General features: G+C 69.7%; 12 protein-coding genes. 4 read left to right on the top strand and 8 right to left on the bottom strand.

Features of this window, described 5'->3' with window-relative positions; all coding sequences use genetic code 11:
- Positions 1 to 183: 183 nt before the first annotated feature.
- On the bottom strand, positions 184 to 612 hold the full coding sequence (locus SLUN_RS15345; RefSeq protein ID WP_175257022.1) for an Rv3235 family protein: 429 nt from the start codon (positions 610 to 612) through the stop codon (positions 184 to 186).
- A gap of 278 nt (positions 613 to 890) precedes the next feature.
- Here SLUN_RS15345 and SLUN_RS15340 point away from each other — a divergent pair, with 278 nt between their 5' ends.
- Both SLUN_RS15340 and SLUN_RS15335 read left to right on the top strand, forming a co-directional pair.
- On the top strand, positions 891 to 1,397 hold the full coding sequence (locus SLUN_RS15340) for a DUF6912 family protein (protein WP_108149022.1): 507 nt from the start codon (positions 891 to 893) through the stop codon (positions 1,395 to 1,397).
- 114 nt (positions 1,398 to 1,511) lie between these two features.
- A complete protein-coding gene (locus SLUN_RS15335) occupies positions 1,512 to 2,174 on the top strand; it encodes an HAD family hydrolase (protein ID WP_108149021.1) in 663 nt (220 codons plus the stop codon).
- A 189-nt stretch (positions 2,175 to 2,363) separates the two neighbouring features.
- On the opposite strand, the gene SLUN_RS15330 is transcribed toward SLUN_RS15335, so the two are convergent.
- Positions 2,364 to 2,930, bottom strand: coding sequence for a DJ-1/PfpI family protein (locus SLUN_RS15330; protein WP_108149020.1), 567 nt, complete (start codon positions 2,928 to 2,930; stop codon positions 2,364 to 2,366).
- 443 nt (positions 2,931 to 3,373) lie between these two features.
- On the opposite strand from SLUN_RS15330, the gene SLUN_RS15325 reads away from it, so the two are divergent.
- Complete coding sequence (locus tag SLUN_RS15325; RefSeq protein ID WP_108149019.1) at positions 3,374 to 8,344, top strand: NAD-glutamate dehydrogenase; 4,971 nt, start codon at positions 3,374 to 3,376, stop codon at positions 8,342 to 8,344.
- A 30-nt stretch (positions 8,345 to 8,374) separates the two neighbouring features.
- Here the strand turns inward: SLUN_RS15325 and SLUN_RS15320 are convergent, their stop codons facing one another.
- Genes SLUN_RS15320 through SLUN_RS15310 form a run of 3 tightly spaced genes read right to left on the bottom strand, consistent with a single transcriptional unit; the run spans position 8,375 to position 11,385 of the window.
- Entirely contained in the window at positions 8,375 to 9,667 is a 1,293-nt protein-coding gene (locus tag SLUN_RS15320) for a glycosyltransferase 87 family protein (protein WP_254710135.1), read from the bottom strand.
- A gap of 49 nt (positions 9,668 to 9,716) precedes the next feature.
- The gene (locus SLUN_RS15315; RefSeq protein WP_108149017.1) at positions 9,717 to 10,490 is read right to left on the bottom strand and encodes an ABC transporter ATP-binding protein; all 774 of its coding nucleotides are present in this window, start codon (positions 10,488 to 10,490) and stop codon (positions 9,717 to 9,719) included.
- Complete coding sequence (locus tag SLUN_RS15310) at positions 10,483 to 11,385, bottom strand: ABC transporter permease (RefSeq protein WP_108154762.1); 903 nt, start codon at positions 11,383 to 11,385, stop codon at positions 10,483 to 10,485. The genes SLUN_RS15315 and SLUN_RS15310 overlap by 8 nt, the downstream gene beginning before the upstream one ends.
- A 247-nt stretch (positions 11,386 to 11,632) precedes the next feature.
- Between SLUN_RS15310 and SLUN_RS15305 the strand changes: the two genes are divergently transcribed.
- A complete protein-coding gene (locus SLUN_RS15305; protein ID WP_108149016.1) occupies positions 11,633 to 12,238 on the top strand; it encodes a TetR/AcrR family transcriptional regulator in 606 nt (201 codons plus the stop codon).
- Positions 12,239 to 12,359: 121 nt separating this feature from the next.
- Here SLUN_RS15305 and SLUN_RS15300 read toward each other — a convergent pair whose 3' ends face one another.
- The 3 genes from SLUN_RS15300 to SLUN_RS15290 are packed head-to-tail and all read right to left on the bottom strand — an operon-like array spanning position 12,360 to position 15,950.
- The gene (locus SLUN_RS15300; protein WP_108149015.1) at positions 12,360 to 13,241 is read right to left on the bottom strand and encodes a carbohydrate ABC transporter permease; all 882 of its coding nucleotides are present in this window, start codon (positions 13,239 to 13,241) and stop codon (positions 12,360 to 12,362) included.
- Entirely contained in the window at positions 13,238 to 14,587 is a 1,350-nt protein-coding gene (locus SLUN_RS15295) for a carbohydrate ABC transporter permease (protein ID WP_108149014.1), read from the bottom strand. The genes SLUN_RS15300 and SLUN_RS15295 overlap by 4 nt, the downstream gene beginning before the upstream one ends.
- Before the next feature lies 1 nt (position 14,588).
- A complete protein-coding gene (locus tag SLUN_RS15290; protein WP_108154761.1) occupies positions 14,589 to 15,950 on the bottom strand; it encodes an ABC transporter substrate-binding protein in 1,362 nt (453 codons plus the stop codon).
- Between the last annotated feature and the right edge of the window lie 80 nt (positions 15,951 to 16,030).

The raw sequence follows: 16,030 nt of genomic DNA, 5'->3' as shown, positions 1-16,030 counted from the left end.
GCAGCTCCCGGGGTGTGCGGTCCCGGGGTGCCCGGCACTGCCGCGTAGGGCCCGGGGCGCGCGGCCCCGGCGTGCCCGGCCCCTGCGCAGGGCGCAGGGGCCTGGGGCGTCGTGCCCATGTGCCGGAGGCCGACGTGCTTCGGGTGCGCGCAGCATGACGCCTGCCCTGCCTGCCGGCGGCCGCTACCCGGCCGCGTGCGCGGCGACGCGCTCACCGCCCAGCTCGACCGCCGCGCAGCGCCAGCGCTGGTCCGCGCCCTGTTCCAGGCGGAAAGCCATCGCGCTGACCCGGTCGCCCGAGCCGATGCGGGCGAAGGCCTCGATCACGCCGGGGCCCGGGTGGTACTCGCCGCAGTGCCGCACAACCGGAGTCACCCGCTCCGCCGGTCGCAGCGGCGCCCCCGGAGCGAGGCACACCAGCTGCTCGTACGCCTCACCGATGGTGTGCCCGAGCATCCAGTGCACCGGACGCTGTCCGCTGAGCACCGCGAGCAGACGGTCGGCGAACCAGTAGTGCGGCTGGTGCTGCCGCCGTGCGCGTGCCATCGCCGCTGCCGCCACGACGGCGGGCCTGCGCTGATCGCGCCGTCCCGCGGGCCGGGTCCTGTCCATGCAGATCGCCCCCGATATGCCGGGCCCGGATTCGATACCGGGCGGTAACTTCACTGGTGATCTTCTACGGGGGCGGGGCGCGCGGCCGCAATGTGTGCGGGCGCCGGCCGGGGTCGAGGAGCAGTTCACCTATCAGGGTGACGAAGGGCGGCCTCGGGCCGTGGCGGGCCGGGGCGCGGGGTATCCCGAGTGACGGTGCGCGAGCCCAGGAGCGGCACCCCGAAGGGGGACGTCGCACGTATCCTGAGGGCGTCTTCCGACTACGAAAGCGGCCAGCCATGCGCGTCTACGTCCCCCTGACCCCTCCCGGTCTCGCAGAGGCGCACAAGGCGGGCAAACTGGGCCCGGGTCCGCTCGTCGCCTATGCCGTCACCCCGGGACTGCGTGAGTGGTACGTCTCCGACGACATCGAGGAGCTCGAGTACGCCGCGCTGAGCCGTGCCGCTGCCGCCTCGCTGCGGCTGCTCGCGGGTGATCCGGCAGCGGCCAGGCGCCGGGTCGTCGTCGCCGTCGACGTACCGGACCAGGACGCGGTCGCCGATCCCGACCGGGTGCTCGTGGCGAGCGCGCTCGGCGAGGTGCGGATCGCGTCCGCGGTGCCGCTGGCCAAGGCGGCGGCGGTGCATGTGGACGCCGACGACGCGGTGGACGATGTGTCGGCGGCGGCGGACGCGCTGGGGGCGGCTGACCAGGGTGACGACGACGCCCAGTTCACGGTGGACGGCGCGGAGGACCACGAGCTGCTCTGGTACGGGGTGCAGGAGATCCCGAACCTCATCGCCTGACCTCGGCGACCCTGACCCACTGGGCCCCCGGCGACCCACTGGCCACCGGCCGCCTGACCTGCGTGATCTCCGATCCGGCGGCCGGTTGTCGGACCCGCCCGGTACGGTTTTCGCATGGGGAAGCACAGCACGCATCTGGTCTGGGACTGGAACGGCACACTGCTCGACGACATCAACGCGGTCATCGGGGCGACCAACGCCGCCTTCGAGGAGATCGGCCTGGAGCCGATCACGCTCGAGCGGTACCGCGAGCTGTACTGCGTACCGATTCCCCGGTTCTACGAGCGGCTGATGGGCCGGCTGCCGTCGGACGCCGAGTGGGAGGTCATGGACGAGGCCTTCCACCGGCACTACAGCGAGCACCGCATCGGCTGCGGGCTGACCGAGGGCGTCGAGGACCTGCTGAGCGAGTGGCGGCTGGCCGGCCGCAGCCAGTCGCTGCTGAGCATGTTCGGGCACGAGCAGCTGGTCCCGGTCGTACGGGGGTACGGCATCGAGAGCCACTTCATACGCGTCGACGGGCGCACCGGACCCTCCGGCGGCACAAAGGCCCTGCACATGGAGCGCCACCTCGCGGCCCTGGTCGGGGTCGCCCCGGACCGCACGGTGGTGATCGGTGACGCGGTCGACGACGCCGTGGCGGCGGCGCACGTCGGCGCGAGGGCCGTGCTCTACACGGGCGGTTCGCACAGCAGGGCCAGCCTGGAGGCGGTGGGCGTGCCCGTGGTGGACAGCCTCGCCGAAGCCGTGGAGGAGGCCGTGCGGCTGGTCGCCTGAGCGGGTAGCGCCGCTGCCGAGACGGCAGCCGGCTGCCTGAGCGGGCACCCCGCCGGCTCGCCGCGTTGTCGTCGGTCGGCATGGCTCCGCCATGCCGACCTCCTCCGCCTTGCGATCGCACGCACCGCAATGACATCAGCCGCTCCGCGCGGGCCGCTCACGCATCCGGCCTGATCCAGACGGAAGACCCTAGGTCACCGGTGCCTTCGCCCGCAGGACCTTCAGGAACTCCCGCATCCACGCGGAGTGGTCGGGCCAGGCGCGCGAGGAGACCAGCGTGCCGTCCACGACCACTTCCACGTCCTGGAAGCTCGCTCCCGCCGCCTGCATGTCCAGCTCCAGAGCCGGGTACGCGGTGACCCTGCGGCCCTCCAGGCTGCCCATCGCCGCCGTCAGCAGCGGCCCGTGGCAGATCTGGGCGACGGGCTTGTCGGCGTCGAAGAAGGACTTCAGGAGCTTGCGGAGCTCGGGGTCGTTGCGCAGATACTCCGGGGCGCGGCCGCCCGGGATCACCAGTGCGGCGTACTGTCCGGGATCGACCTCCGAGAAGGCCAGGTCCGCGGGCCAGGTGTAGCCCGGCTTCTCGGTGTAGGTGTCGAAGCCCGGCTCGAAGTCGTGCACGACGAACTGCAGCTTCTTGCGGGCGGGGGCCGCGATATGGACCTCGTACCCTTCTTCCAGCAGCCGCTGGTACGGGTAGAGGACTTCGAGGGACTCGGCTGCGTCGCCGGTGACGATCAGGATCTTCGCTGTCATGGCTGCTCCCGGTGTCGGGCTGTCGACGGTACTCCCGGATTTGGGGCTGTCGACGGTGTCCGTGTCGTCACCGTCAACGTGCACCGCGAGGGGCTGTTTGCCAAGAGGGCCTGTGTCACTGTCCAGACTGTCAAACTTCGGGCCCCTCTTTTGTACACATACGGCTCATGACGGGTCGGGGGGGCGGGGCGATAGCCTTGACCCGTGATCAGCGCGATACGCCGCGGGGGCAGCGAAGCCCCCGGCCTGCGCCCGGAGTGCCACAGCGCCCGGGTGATCGTTGCTCTCCCCGTTCCGAGCCGGTTGCCTCACTTGGCCGATAACGGCTCGGACGTCTCTCACCGCGGCATAACGTCGACTGCGACCGGACACCCCGCGTCGTTGCGTCGCGCCGCTTTCTTCCCCCTACGTCACGCAACGGCGCGCGACAGGAGCCAGAGGACATGCAGACCAAGCTGGACGAAGCCAAGGCCGAGCTGCTCGAACGGGCTGCCCGGGTAGCTGAGAACAGCCCGCTCGGGGGGCACCTTCCGACTGGGTCCGAACGAGGGGAGCGTCCGGACCAGGGCGCTCTGCTCACGTACCTCCAGCGCTACTACCTGCACACCGCTCCCGAGGACCTCGCCGACCGCGACCCGGTCGACGTTTTCGGCGCGGCCGTTTCCCACTACAGGCTGGCCGAGAACCGCCCCCAGGGGACGGCCAATGTGCGGGTCCACACCCCGACCGTGGAAGAGAACGGGTGGACCTGCAGTCACTCCGTCGTCGAGGTCGTCACCGACGACATGCCCTTCCTCGTCGACTCGGTCACCAATGAGCTCTCCCGCCAGGGCCGTGGCATCCATGTCGTGATCCACCCGCAGGTCATGGTGCGGCGGGATCTGACGGGCAAGCTCATCGAGGTGCTGCCCTCCGAGAGCAACGGCAAGGCGCTTGCGCACGACGCTCTCGTCGAGTCCTGGATCCATGTCGAGGTCGACCGCGAGACCGACCGGGCCGATCTGAAGCAGATGACCACCGATCTGCTGCGGGTCCTGTCCGACGTACGTGAGACCGTCGAGGACTGGGAGAAGATGCGCGACGCCGCGCTGCGCATCGCCGAAGAGCTGCCCAGCGAGCCGACCGCCGACGATCTGCGCGACCAGGAGGTCGACGAGGCGCGGGAGCTGCTGCGCTGGCTCGCCGACGACCACTTCACCTTCCTCGGCTACCGCGAGTACGAGCTCACCGAGAACGACGCGCTGGCCGCCGTCGCCGGCACCGGGCTCGGCATTCTGCGCTCGGACCCCCCGCACAGCGAGGACGAGTCGCACCCGGTCAGCCCCTCCTTCAGCAGACTGCCCGCCGACGCCCGTGCCAAGGCACGCGAGCACAAGCTGCTCGTGCTGACGAAGGCCAACAGCCGCTCGACCGTGCACCGGCCCTCCTACCTCGACTACATCGGGGTGAAGAAGTTCGACGCCGCGGGCAACGTCATCGGTGAGCGCCGCTTCCTGGGCCTGTTCTCCTCCGCCGCGTACACCGAGTCCGTGCGCCGCGTCCCGGTCATCCGCCGCAAGGTCCAGGAGGTGCTCGAGGGCGCGGGCTTCGCGCCCACCAGCCACGACGGCCGCGACCTGCTGCAGATCCTGGAGACCTACCCGCGCGACGAGCTGTTCCAGACCCCGGTCGACCAGCTGCGTTCCATCGTCACGTCCGTCCTCTACCTCCAGGAGCGCCGTCGGCTGCGGCTGTACCTGCGCCAGGACGAGTACGGCCGTTACTACTCCGCCCTCGTCTACCTGCCGCGCGACCGCTTCACCACCGATGTACGGCTGCGCCTGACCGACATCCTGCTGGAGGAGCTGAACGGCCGTACGCCGGTCGACTTCACGGCCCTGCACACCGAATCGGTGCTGTCCAGGCTGCACTTCGTCATCCGCGTCCAGCCCGGCACCGAGCTCCCCGACCTCACCGACGCCGACAAGGACCGCATCGAGGCCCGGCTCGTGGAGGCCGCCCGCTCCTGGGCCGACGGCTTCGGCGAGGCGCTCAACGCCGAGTGCGGCGAGGAGCGCGCCGCCGAGCTGCTGCGCCGTTACGGCAACGCCTTCCCCGAGGGTTACAAGGCCGACCACTCGCCGCGCGCGGCCGTCGCCGACCTCGTCCACATCGATCAGCTGACCCGCTCGGGCAAGGACTTCGCGCTCTCCCTGTACGAGCCGGTCGGCGCGGGCCCCGGCGAGCGCCGCTTCAAGATCTACCGCGGGGGCGAGCAGGTCTCGCTGTCCGCCGTCCTGCCGGTGCTGCAGCGGCTCGGCTGCGAGGTCGTCGACGAGCGGCCGTACGAGCTGCGCTGCTCGGACCGTACGACCGCGTGGATCTACGACTTCGGGCTGCGCCTGCCGCACGCCACGGGCAACGGCGACTATCTCGCCGACGACGCCCGCGAGCGCTTCCAGGACGCGTTCTCCGCGGTCTGGAAGGGCGAGGCCGAGAACGACGGCTTCAACTCCCTCGTCCTCGGCGCCGGGCTGAGCTGGCGGCAGGCGATGGTGCTGCGCGCCTATGCCAAGTACCTGCGCCAGGCCGGTTCGACCTTCAGCCAGGACTACATGGAGGACACCCTCCGTACCAACGTCCACACCACCCGCCTGCTGATCTCCCTCTTCGAGGCCAGGATGTCGCCGGCTCGCCAGCGGGCGGGCACCGAGCTGACCGACGGTCTCCTCGAGGAGCTGGACGGCGCGCTCGACCAGGTCGCGAGCCTGGACGAGGACCGGATCCTGCGCTCCTTCCTCACCGTCATCAAGGCGACGCTGCGGACCAATTACTTCCAGAGCGCCGGCGATGGAAGCGGTATGAGGGGGCAGGAAGCGGTCGGCGGTGAGCAGCACGGCTATGTGTCGATGAAGTTCGACCCGCAGGCCATCCCCGATCTGCCGGCACCCCGCCCGGCGTACGAGATCTGGGTGTACTCCCCGCGCGTCGAAGGTGTGCACCTGCGCTTCGGCAAGGTCGCGCGCGGCGGTCTGCGCTGGTCCGACCGGCGCGAGGACTTCCGTACGGAGATCCTCGGCCTGGTCAAGGCGCAGATGGTGAAGAACACCGTGATCGTGCCGGTCGGCGCGAAGGGCGGCTTCGTCGCCAAGCAGCTCCCGGACCCGTCCGTGGACCGTGACGCCTGGCTCGCCGAGGGCATCGCCTGCTACAAGATCTTCATCTCGGCCCTGCTCGACATCACCGACAACATGGTGGCGGGTGAGGTCGTCCCGCCGGCCGACGTCGTCCGGCACGACGAGGACGACACCTACCTCGTCGTCGCCGCGGACAAGGGCACCGCGTCCTTCTCCGACATCGCCAACGAGGTCGCGGTCGCGTACAACTTCTGGCTCGGGGACGCCTTCGCATCGGGCGGCTCCGCCGGATACGACCACAAGGGCATGGGCATCACGGCCCGCGGTGCCTGGGAGTCCGTCAAGCGGCACTTCCGCGAGCTCGGCATCGACACCCAGACCGAGGACTTCACGGTCGTCGGAGTCGGCGACATGTCCGGCGACGTGTTCGGCAACGGCATGCTGCTCAGCGAGCACATCCGGCTCGTCGCGGCCTTCGACCACCGGCACATCTTCATCGACCCGAATCCGGACGCGGCCACCTCGTACGCCGAGCGACGCCGGCTGTTCGAGCTGCCGCGCAGCTCGTGGGCCGACTACGACAAGGAGCTGCTGTCGCAGGGCGGCGGCATCCACCTCCGTACTGCCAAGTCGATCCCGGTCAACGCGCAGCTGCGCGAGGCCCTCGGCATCGAGCCCGGCATCCTCAAGATGACGCCCGCCGAGCTGATGCAGACGATCCTCAAGGCCCCCGTCGACCTGCTGTGGAACGGCGGCATCGGTACGTACGTCAAGGCCTCCACCGAGTCCAACGCCGACGTCGGCGACAAGGCCAACGACGCGATCCGCGTCAACGGCCAGGACCTGCGTGTCAAGGTCGTCGGCGAGGGCGGCAACCTGGGTCTGACCCAGCTCGGCCGGATCGAGTTCGACCGCAACGGCGGCCACATCAACACCGACGCGATCGACAACAGCGCGGGCGTGGACACCTCCGACCACGAGGTGAACATCAAGATCCTGCTCAACGGCCTGGTCACGGACGGCGACATGACCGTCAAGCAGCGGAACAAGCTGCTCGCCGAGATGACCGACGAGGTCGGCAAGCTGGTGCTGCGCAACAACTACGCGCAGAACGTCGCCCTGTCCAACGCCGTCACGCAGTCGCCTTCGCTGCTCCACGCCCACCAGCGCTTCATGCGGCGGCTGGGGCGGGACGGGAATCTGGACCGGGCGCTGGAGTTCCTGCCCAACGACCGTCAGATCCGCGAGCTGCTCAACGCCGGCAAGGGGCTCAGCCAGCCGGAGCTGTCCGTCCTGCTCGCGTACACCAAGATCACGCTTGCGGAGGAGCTGATCGGGACGGCTCTGCCGGACGACCCGTATCTGCGCCGGCTGCTGCACGCGTACTTCCCCAAGCCGCTGCGCGAGAAGTTCGGCGAGGCGATCGACGGGCACGCGCTGTGCCGCGAGATCGTCACGACGGTGCTGGTCAACGACACCGTGAACACCGGTGGTTCGACCTTCCTGCACCGGCTGCGGGAGGAGACGGGCGCATCGGTCGAGGAGATCGTGCGGGCGCAGACGGCGGCCCGCGAGATCTTCGAACTGAGTGTGGTGTGGGACGCCGTCGAGGCACTCGACAATGTCGTCCCGGCCGACGTCCAGACCCGTATCCGGCTGCACTCGCGCCGCCTCGTCGAGCGCGGTACGCGTTGGCTGCTGGGCAACCGGCCGCAGCCGCTGGTGCTCGCCGAGACCATCGACTTCTTCGCCGAGCGCGTGGAGGAGGTCTGGGCGGAGCTGCCGAAGATGCTGCGCGGCGCTGACCTGGAGTGGTACCAGGGCATCCTGGACGAGCTCACCGAGGCGGGAGTGCCGGAGTCGCTGGCGCTGCGGGTGGCCGGGTTCTCGTCCGCCTTCCCGACGCTCGACATCGTCGCGATCGCGGACCGGACCGAAAAGGAGCCGATGGCGGTCGCCGAGGTGTACTACGACCTCGCGGACCGGCTGCGGATCACGCAGCTGATGGACCGGATCATCGAGCTGCCGCGGGCCGACCGCTGGCAGTCGATGGCCCGCGCCTCCATCCGCGAGGACCTGTACGCGGCGCATGCCGCGCTGACGGCCGACGTGCTCACCGTGGGGAACGGCACCTCGACGCCCGAGGATCGGTTCAAGGCGTGGGAGCAGAAGAGCGGGGCGCTGCTGGGACGGGCGCGCACGACTCTGGAGGAGATCCAGGGCTCCGACGCCTTCGACCTGGCGAACCTGTCGGTCGCGATGCGGACGATGCGGCAGCTGCTGCGTACGCACAGCTGAGCGGTGTCCCCGGGGCCGCTCAGGGTCTTCTCAGTCGCCGGACGGGCTCGTCAACACCGGAGCCCGTCCGGCGACTGACGTCCGCGTGGCCGTGGCCGTCCACAGCCGTCGGCAGGAGAGCGCGGCCGCGGTGACCAGCAGCCCGTTCCGTACGACCATGAGCAGCACGCCGAGCGGAGTGCCGTCCAGGACATCCTGGTAGAGCAGTGGATAGGCGAGCGTGCTCAGCGCGGCTGCCGGCAGCAGCAGGAGTGCGACCGGACGCTGCGTCGTGTGCCGGGAGGTGAGGCAGACCGCGGCGAGGCCGAGCAGCCAGACCATGTACTGCGGGCTGATGACGCGGCTGGTGACGGTGAAGATCAGTACGGCGGCGAGCGAGGCGTCGAAGGGCGTGGCCGTGGTCCAGTACCTGGCCCTGACCCGCCACAGCAGCAGCCAGCCCAGCGCGACGGCGGTCAGCAGCAGCGAGAGCCGCGCCACGCTCGACACATAGGGGCCGGTGAACTCGAAGGCCCCGTACTGGTAGCTGACCTTGCCCGCCCAGCCCGCCTTCCGCGCGAGCTGGAGCGCGGTCCCGCCGAGCGACTCGATCTGGACGCCCCTGGCGCCCTGTTGCCGCAGAAAGTCCAGGGTGTGCGTGAAGCCGAGGGTGAGGGCGGCGAACAGCGCGGCGGCGGAGGCGGCCGCCGAGAGCCAGGCGGCGCGTGTCGTACGTCCCCGGGGTGTGCCGAGCACGGTGAGCAGCGGCCAGACCTTGATCATCGCGCCGAGCCCGGCGAGCGCCCCGCCGAGGCGCGGCCGTCCCCGCATGGCGAGCAGGGCGACCACGGCGATGGCGGTGACCAGCACGTCGTACCGCGCGAAGGGGAGGTGCAGCAGGAGCGGCAGCCCGCACACCCACATCCAGGCGCCGTGCACTCCCGCGCGGGCGAGCGCGAGGGTGACGACCGCGTCGGCGAGGAGGGTGAGTGCGACGAAGGCCTGGAAGTAGGTGAGCCAGGGCAGCGTCCCGGGGGAGAGGAACACCAGCGCGGCGCCGGGCGGGTACTGCCAGGTGACGTCGTCCAGGGGGAACGCGCCCTGGCTGAGCTGCTCGTACCAGCTCCGGTAGAGGGTGTGCACCTCGCCGGCGACTCCGCTGTCGCCGAGCCGGTCGACGATGAGCAGGAGCAGCATCGCGATGCGGGTGGCCGCCCAGACGGCGCCGAGGGCGGTGGCCTGTGCGGAGCCGTGGCGGGGCGGAGAGCCAGGGGCGGGCCGGGCGGAGTCAGGAGCGGGCTGGGCGGAGCCAGGGGCGGGCCGGGCGATCCGATGAGTCGTCATCGGGCCGCACTTTAGCCCGCTTTGGGGCATTTTCTGGCGTATGTCGAGGCTATTTCCTGCCGCCCGTGACCGCCTCGTAGGCCGCGACGACCTCCTTGGCGGGACCGTCCATCCGCAGCGTCCCTGCCTCCAGCCAGATCGCGCGGTCGCAGGTCTGGGTGATCGTTCCGTTGCTGTGGCTGACCAGGAAGACCGTGCCGGCCTCCTGGCGCAGCTCGTCGATGCGCTCCCGGCTGCGTCGTTGGAAGCGGGCGTCGCCGGTGGAGAGCGCCTCGTCGATCAGCAGTACGTCATGGCTCTTCGCGGCGGCGATCGAGAAGCGCAGCCGGGCGCCCATGCCGGAGGAGTACGTGCGCATCGGCAGCGAGATGAAGTCGCCCTTTTCGTTGATCCCCGAGAAGTCGACGATGTCGTCGTAGCGCTCGTGGATCTGCTCGCGGGTCATGCCCATCGCGAGTCCGCCGAGGATGACGTTGCGCTCGCCGGTCAGATCGCCCATCAGCGCGGCGTTCACGCCCAGCAGTGAGGGCTGGCCCTCGGTGAAGACCTTGCCCTTGGTGGGTGGCAGCAGACCCGCGATGGCCTTGAGCAGGGTCGACTTGCCCGAGCCGTTCGAGCCGATCAGGCCGATCGCCTCGCCCTTGTACGCGGCGAAGCTGACGCCCTTGACGGCGTGCACCTCGCGTATGCCGGGGGCAGCCCTGCGGGAGACGATCCGGCTGAGTGCGGTGGTGGCGCTGCCCTTGCCGGTGCGGGAGCCGTGCACCTTGTACGTGATGTGGACACCGTCGACGACGACGGTGGGAACCCTGGAGTCAGCCACGGCCGTACTCCTCCTCTGCCTTCCAGAAGTACAGGAATCCGCCCGCCCCGAAGAGCACTGCCCAGAAGAGGGCCACGGCCCAGACGTGCGGGGGGAGTTGAGCGGCGGTAAAGCTGTCGATGAGCGCGAAGCGCATGAGGTCGATGTAGACCGCGGCCGGGTTGCACTGCAGCGCCAGCTTGACGATGTGCGGCACCTTGTCGTGGCCGAGCACCTTGTCGATCGACCACATCACACCGGAGACGTACATCCAGGTGCGCAGGATGAACGGCATCAGCTGGGCGATGTCCGGGGTCCTGCCGGCCAGCCGCGCCATGATCATCGAAATGCCGGTGTTGAACACGGCCTGCAGGATCAGTGCCGGGACCGCGAGCAGCCAGCCGGCCTGGGGGAGCTGCCCGAAGCAGACCAGGATGGCGAGCAGCGCGGCGAGGGAGAAGAGCAGCTGCTGGAGCTGCTGGAGCGCGATGGCGATCGGCAGACTCGCGCGGGGGAAGTGCAGGGCGCGTACGAGGCCGATGTTGCCGGAGATCGCGCGGGTGCCGGCCATGATCGAGTTGGCGGTGAAGGTCCAGATGAACACGCCGGTGACGAGGAACGGGATGAAGTCGGGCACGTGCTTGCTGGTGTCGAGCAGCATGCCGAAGATGAAGTAGTAGACCGCCGCGTTCAGCAGCGGGGTCATGACCTGCCAGATCTGGCCCAGCTTGGCCTGGCTGTACTGGGCGGTCAGCCGGGCGGTGGCGAAGGCGACGATGAAGTGGCGGCGGGACCAGAGCCCGCCGATGTACGCGCGCAGGGTGGGGCGGGCGCCGCTGACGGTGAGGCCGTGGCGGGCGGCGAGTGCGGCGAGTTCGGACGTGCCGTCCCCGGTGTCCGGGCCCGGTTGGGTCAGCTCTGGGCGGGCCCCTGGGTGAGGCCCGTGAGGCCCTGGGTGAGGCTCGGGGCGGGGCTCCGGCCGGGGCTCTGGCCGGGCGGTCGGCTTGCGTCTCACAGTGCTCGCTTTCGACAGGCGCGGGGGCGGAGACGGGACGGCGCCGGCGATGGGGTGCGATGGAACGGACCCGTATCGTCGCTACGGGAAGAGTAGGACGGAGTTACGTCGCAACGCAACCGTCTCGTCGTGACGCTATGCTCTGTGCATGACCACAGATCCGGGAACACCACGTCGCGCTCCCGCGGGAGCCGCGGTGCTCCGGGAGGACGTGACCGACGCCATTCGCGCGGCCGTCTTCGAGGAGCTGGCCGCCGTGGGCTTCGCACGGATGTCGATCGAGGGGATCGCGCGGCGGGCGGGCGTCGGCAAGACGGCGGTCTACCGGCGGTGGAAGTCGAAACTGTCGCTGGTGCTCGACCTGGTCTCGGCGTTCGCGGCCGAGGGGCTGCCGGCGCCGGCGACGGGTTCGCTCTACGGGGATGTGCGGGCCCTGCTCGAGGTGGCGTCGCACGCCCTGCGCCACCCGGTGGCCTCGCAGGTCATCCCGGACCTGCTGGTGGAGGCGGCACGCCACCCGGAAATCTCCGACGCGATCAAGACGGCGCTGCTGGACCCCCAGCAGGGGGTGGCGGCGCTGGTGGTACGGGACGCGGTGGCCCGCGGCGAACTCCCGGAGCCGACGGACCCCGACAGGGCGCTGGACCTCATCGTGGGGCCGCTGTACTGGCGGCTCGTGGTGGTCCGCGCGGGGCTGCCGAAGGGGTACTTGGACGAACTGGCGCGGGGGGCGGTGGCCGCGCTGCGGGCGTGAGGGGCCGCTTCCCCCTGCCCGCGCTCCCCGCCCGCCCGGTCGCGAACAGCAGGGGACGGCCCGGTCACGCGCTACCGGGCCGTCCCGACGCGCCTCACCCGCACGTCACTTGGTCACACGGTCACTTGACCGCTCCCGCCATCACTCCTGTGACGAACTGGCGCTGGAACGCGAAGAACACCGCCAGCGGGATGATCATCGAGACGAACGCACCCGGCGCCAGCACGTCGATGTTGTTGCCGAACTGCCTGACCTGGCGCTGGAGCGCCACCGTGATCGGCGCGCTCTCCGAGTCCGCGAAGATCAGCGCGACCAGCATGTCGTTCCAGACCCACAGGAACTGGAAGATGCCCAGCGACGCGATCGCCGGGCCGCCCAGGGGCATCACGACACGCGTGAACAGCCGGATCTCGCCCGCTCCGTCCAGCCGCGCCGCCTCCAGCAGCTCCCTCGGGATCTCCGCGAAGAAGTTCCTCAGCAGGAAGATCGCGAACGGGAGGCCGAAAGCCACATGGAAGATGATCACGCCGATCGTCGTCTCGAAGATGCCGATCCTGCCGAACAGCTTCGAGACCGGGATCAGCGCCACCTGGACCGGCACCACCAGAAGGCCGACGACCACCATGAACCACCAGTCGCGGCCGGGGAAGTCCATCCAGGCGAAGGCGTATCCGGCGAGCGAGCCGATCACCACCACCAGGACCGTCGCCGGGACGGTGATCAGCACCGTCGACAGGAGCGAGTCGGTGATCGCCTCGTTGTCGAGGAGTCGCGAGTAGTTCTCGGTCGTGAGCTGCGCGGGCGCCGTGAAGACCTTCCACCACCCGCTCGCGCTGATGTCAGTCGAGTCCCGCAGCGACGAGATCAGCAGCCCGAACGTCGGCATCAGCCAGAACAGGCCCACCAGGACGAGCAACACCCGCATCACGCCACCGCCGGCGCGCGCCGCGATCCGTGCGGAGAGCGGCTGCTTCGCCTTCACCACACCGTCCGTCGTGGTCATCGGCGGCGCTCCCTTCGCATCCTGCGGATGTTGAACAGCATCACCGGCACCACCAGCAGCAACAGCAGTACCGAAATCGCGCTGCCCACACCCAGATTCGAATCCGTGCCGAACGACGAGCGGTACAGCTGCAGCGCCAGGACGTTCGCGTCGTCCTGGGCCGAGCCCGGCGCGATGATGAAGACCAGGTCGAAGATCTTCAGCACATTGATCATCAGCGTGACCAGGACGACCGCGAGTACGGGCGCCAGCAGCGGCACCGTGATCCTGCGGAAGACCTGCCACTCGGTCGCGCCGTCCACCCGTGCCGCCTCCATGAGTTCACGCGGCACGCTCGCCAGGCCCGCCGCGATCAGCACCATCGCGAAGCCCGCCCACATCCACACGTAACTGCCGATGATCGCCGGGGTGACGAGCGAGGGGCCGAGCCAGTTGACTCCGTTGTACGGCTCCCTGAAATTGTCGGCGGGCAGCCGGAGTTGGGCGCCGTCGGCCGACGTGGGGAGGGTGAACGTACCGTCCGCCCCTGCTTTCGCCGTGGCCACCACCTTGCCGTCCTTGACCGCCTCCACCGTGATGCCCTTGAGGCCGAGCTCCTTGGCGTCGATGGAGTTGGGCCTGCCGCCGCCGCCCTTGGTGAAGTCCAGCCAGGCGGTGCCGGTGATCTTCCCGTCGTCCGGCTCCGCCGCCTTCGCGGGCTTCGCGTCGGACGGCATCTTGTCGGGCGCGACACCGACCAGCGGGAGCTGGACCTGCCGGCCCGCCGTGACCGGCTCCTTGGTGAGGAAGGCCCCGCCCGCGGCTGCCTTCAGCGGATGCACCGGCAGCGGATGCGCCTTGGGGAAACCGGCCGACTCCGCGAAGGTGTCATGGACGCCGACCCAGACCGCGTTGGCGGCACCGCGGTCCGGGTCCTGCTCGTACACCAGCCGGAAGATGATGCCGGCGGCGAGCATCGAGATCGCCATCGGCATGAAGACGATCAGCTTGAAGGCGGTGCCCCAGCGCACCCGTTCGGTAAGGACGGCGAAGATCAGACCGAGGGCCGTCGAGACGGTCGGCGCGACCACCACCCAGATCACGTTGTTCTTGACCGCGGTGAGGATGGTGTCCTCGGTGAATATCTCCTTGTAGTTGTCGAGTCCGGCGAAGCTGCTGCCTGCCTGGTCGAAGAAGGACCGGTAGAGCGAGTACCCGATCGGGTAGACCACGAGCGCGCCCAGCAGCACCAGCGCGGGCAGCAGGAAGCCGGCCGCGATGGTTTTACGTGTGCCTGTCACGCTCTTGCGTTTGCCGGGGGGCGTCGGACGTGCCGGGCCCCCCGCCGTCGCCGCGGAGGTCACCACGTCAGCTCTTGTATGCCTTGGCCGCGTCCGCTTCCAGCTTCTGCTGGGTACCGGCGACGTCCTTCGGGTTCTTCAGGAAGTCCTGGAGCGCCTTCCACTCACCCTTGCCGGGAGTGCCGCCGAACGACTGCGGCATCTGGTCCGACATATCGAAGCGGAAGTCGTCGCCCGCCGCGATCAGCGCCTTGGCGATGTCGCGCTGCACATCATTGGGGTACGCGGAGATGTCCAGCGACTTGTTCGGGGAGATGAACCCGCCCGACGCGGCCCAGATCTTCGCGGCGTCCGGTGAGGCGAGGAAGGTGAGCAGCGCCTGCGCGCCCTTGGAGTCCTTCAGCGCCACGGCCGCGTCGCCGCCGGTCACCACCGGGGACTCGGCGCCCACCGCCGGGAACGGGAACACCTTGGCGTCCGTACCGATCTTGGCTTCCGTCTGCGCGATGTTGACCGCGACGAAGTCACCCTCGAAGACCATCGCGCCCTTGGGCTGGTCGCCGCCTGTGAAGGTCTGCGTGACCGACGCCGGGAACTCGGTCTGGAGCGCGCCGTCCGCGCCGCCGGCGATCAGGTTCGGCTTGCCGAAGAGCTCGGCGAGCGTGGTCAGCGCCGTCTTCACGGACGGGTCCGTCCACTTGATCTCGTGCTTGGCCAGCTGGTCGTACTTCTCGGGCCCCGCCTGGGAGAGATAGACGTTCTCGAACCAGTCGGTGAGCGTCCAGCCGTCCGCGCCGCCGACCGAGACCGGGGTGACACCGGAGGCGGAGACCGTCTCGGCCGTGCTCAGGAAGTCCTTCCACGTCTTCGGCTCACTCGCGCCCGCGTTCTCGAAGACCTTGGCGTTGTACCAGACCAGGGACTTGCTGGCGGCCTTGAAGTAGACGCCGTACGGCGTGCCGCCGACCGCGCCGAGATCCTGCCAGCCCTGGGTGAAGTTCTTCGCCAGCTCGGCCTTGGCCTCCGGGCCCAGCGGCTTGGCCCACTTGCGTTCCACGGCCTGCTGGAGCGCGCCGACCTGCGGAAGCAGCGCCACATCCGGGGGACTGCCGCCCGCGATCTTCGTACCGAGGAAGTTGACGATCGGGTCCTGTGCGGGGACGAAGGTGACCGCCGCCCCGGTGCGCTTCTCGAACTCCTTGAGGACCTTGGTGAAGTTCTCCTGCTCGGGGCCGGTCCAGACGGCCGCGACCTGTATCTTCTCGCCGTTCAGCTTGGGCAGTTGGACGGCCGCCGCCGACTCCTTGCCCTTGCTCTCGCCCGGTTTCGTCTTGTTGTCGTCCTCGCTGTCGCCGCAGCCGGCAAGTGCCAGAGCGCCGATGGCGGCGAACACCACAGCGGCCCTGCTCATACGAAGAGTTGTGCGCATCACTGCCCCGTCTCTCCAGTGCCCTGTCCCTGTCCCGTGCCGACAGGTGTACGCCCGGTACTCGGGGGCCGCAATACCGC

It is taken from the genome of Streptomyces lunaelactis (genome assembly GCF_003054555.1).
GTDB lineage: Bacteria > Actinomycetota > Actinomycetes > Streptomycetales > Streptomycetaceae > Streptomyces > Streptomyces lunaelactis.
Note: the sequence above shows the minus strand (reverse complement) of the source record. Positions and strands in the feature narration are given on the sequence as shown.

Coding starts and splice junctions, on each gene's coding strand:
- SLUN_RS15345 (WP_175257022.1), bottom strand. CDS start 612: ATGGACAGGACCCGGCCCGCGGGACGGCGCGATCAGCGCAGGCCCGCC.
- SLUN_RS15340 (WP_108149022.1), top strand. CDS start 891: ATGCGCGTCTACGTCCCCCTGACCCCTCCCGGTCTCGCAGAGGCGCAC.
- SLUN_RS15335 (WP_108149021.1), top strand. CDS start 1,512: ATGGGGAAGCACAGCACGCATCTGGTCTGGGACTGGAACGGCACACTG.
- SLUN_RS15330 (WP_108149020.1), bottom strand. CDS start 2,930: ATGACAGCGAAGATCCTGATCGTCACCGGCGACGCAGCCGAGTCCCTC.
- SLUN_RS15325 (WP_108149019.1), top strand. CDS start 3,374: ATGCAGACCAAGCTGGACGAAGCCAAGGCCGAGCTGCTCGAACGGGCT.
- SLUN_RS15320 (WP_254710135.1), bottom strand. CDS start 9,667: ATGACGACTCATCGGATCGCCCGGCCCGCCCCTGGCTCCGCCCAGCCC.
- SLUN_RS15305 (WP_108149016.1), top strand. CDS start 11,633: ATGACCACAGATCCGGGAACACCACGTCGCGCTCCCGCGGGAGCCGCG.
- SLUN_RS15300 (WP_108149015.1), bottom strand. CDS start 13,241: ATGACCACGACGGACGGTGTGGTGAAGGCGAAGCAGCCGCTCTCCGCA.
- SLUN_RS15290 (WP_108154761.1), bottom strand. CDS start 15,950: ATGCGCACAACTCTTCGTATGAGCAGGGCCGCTGTGGTGTTCGCCGCC.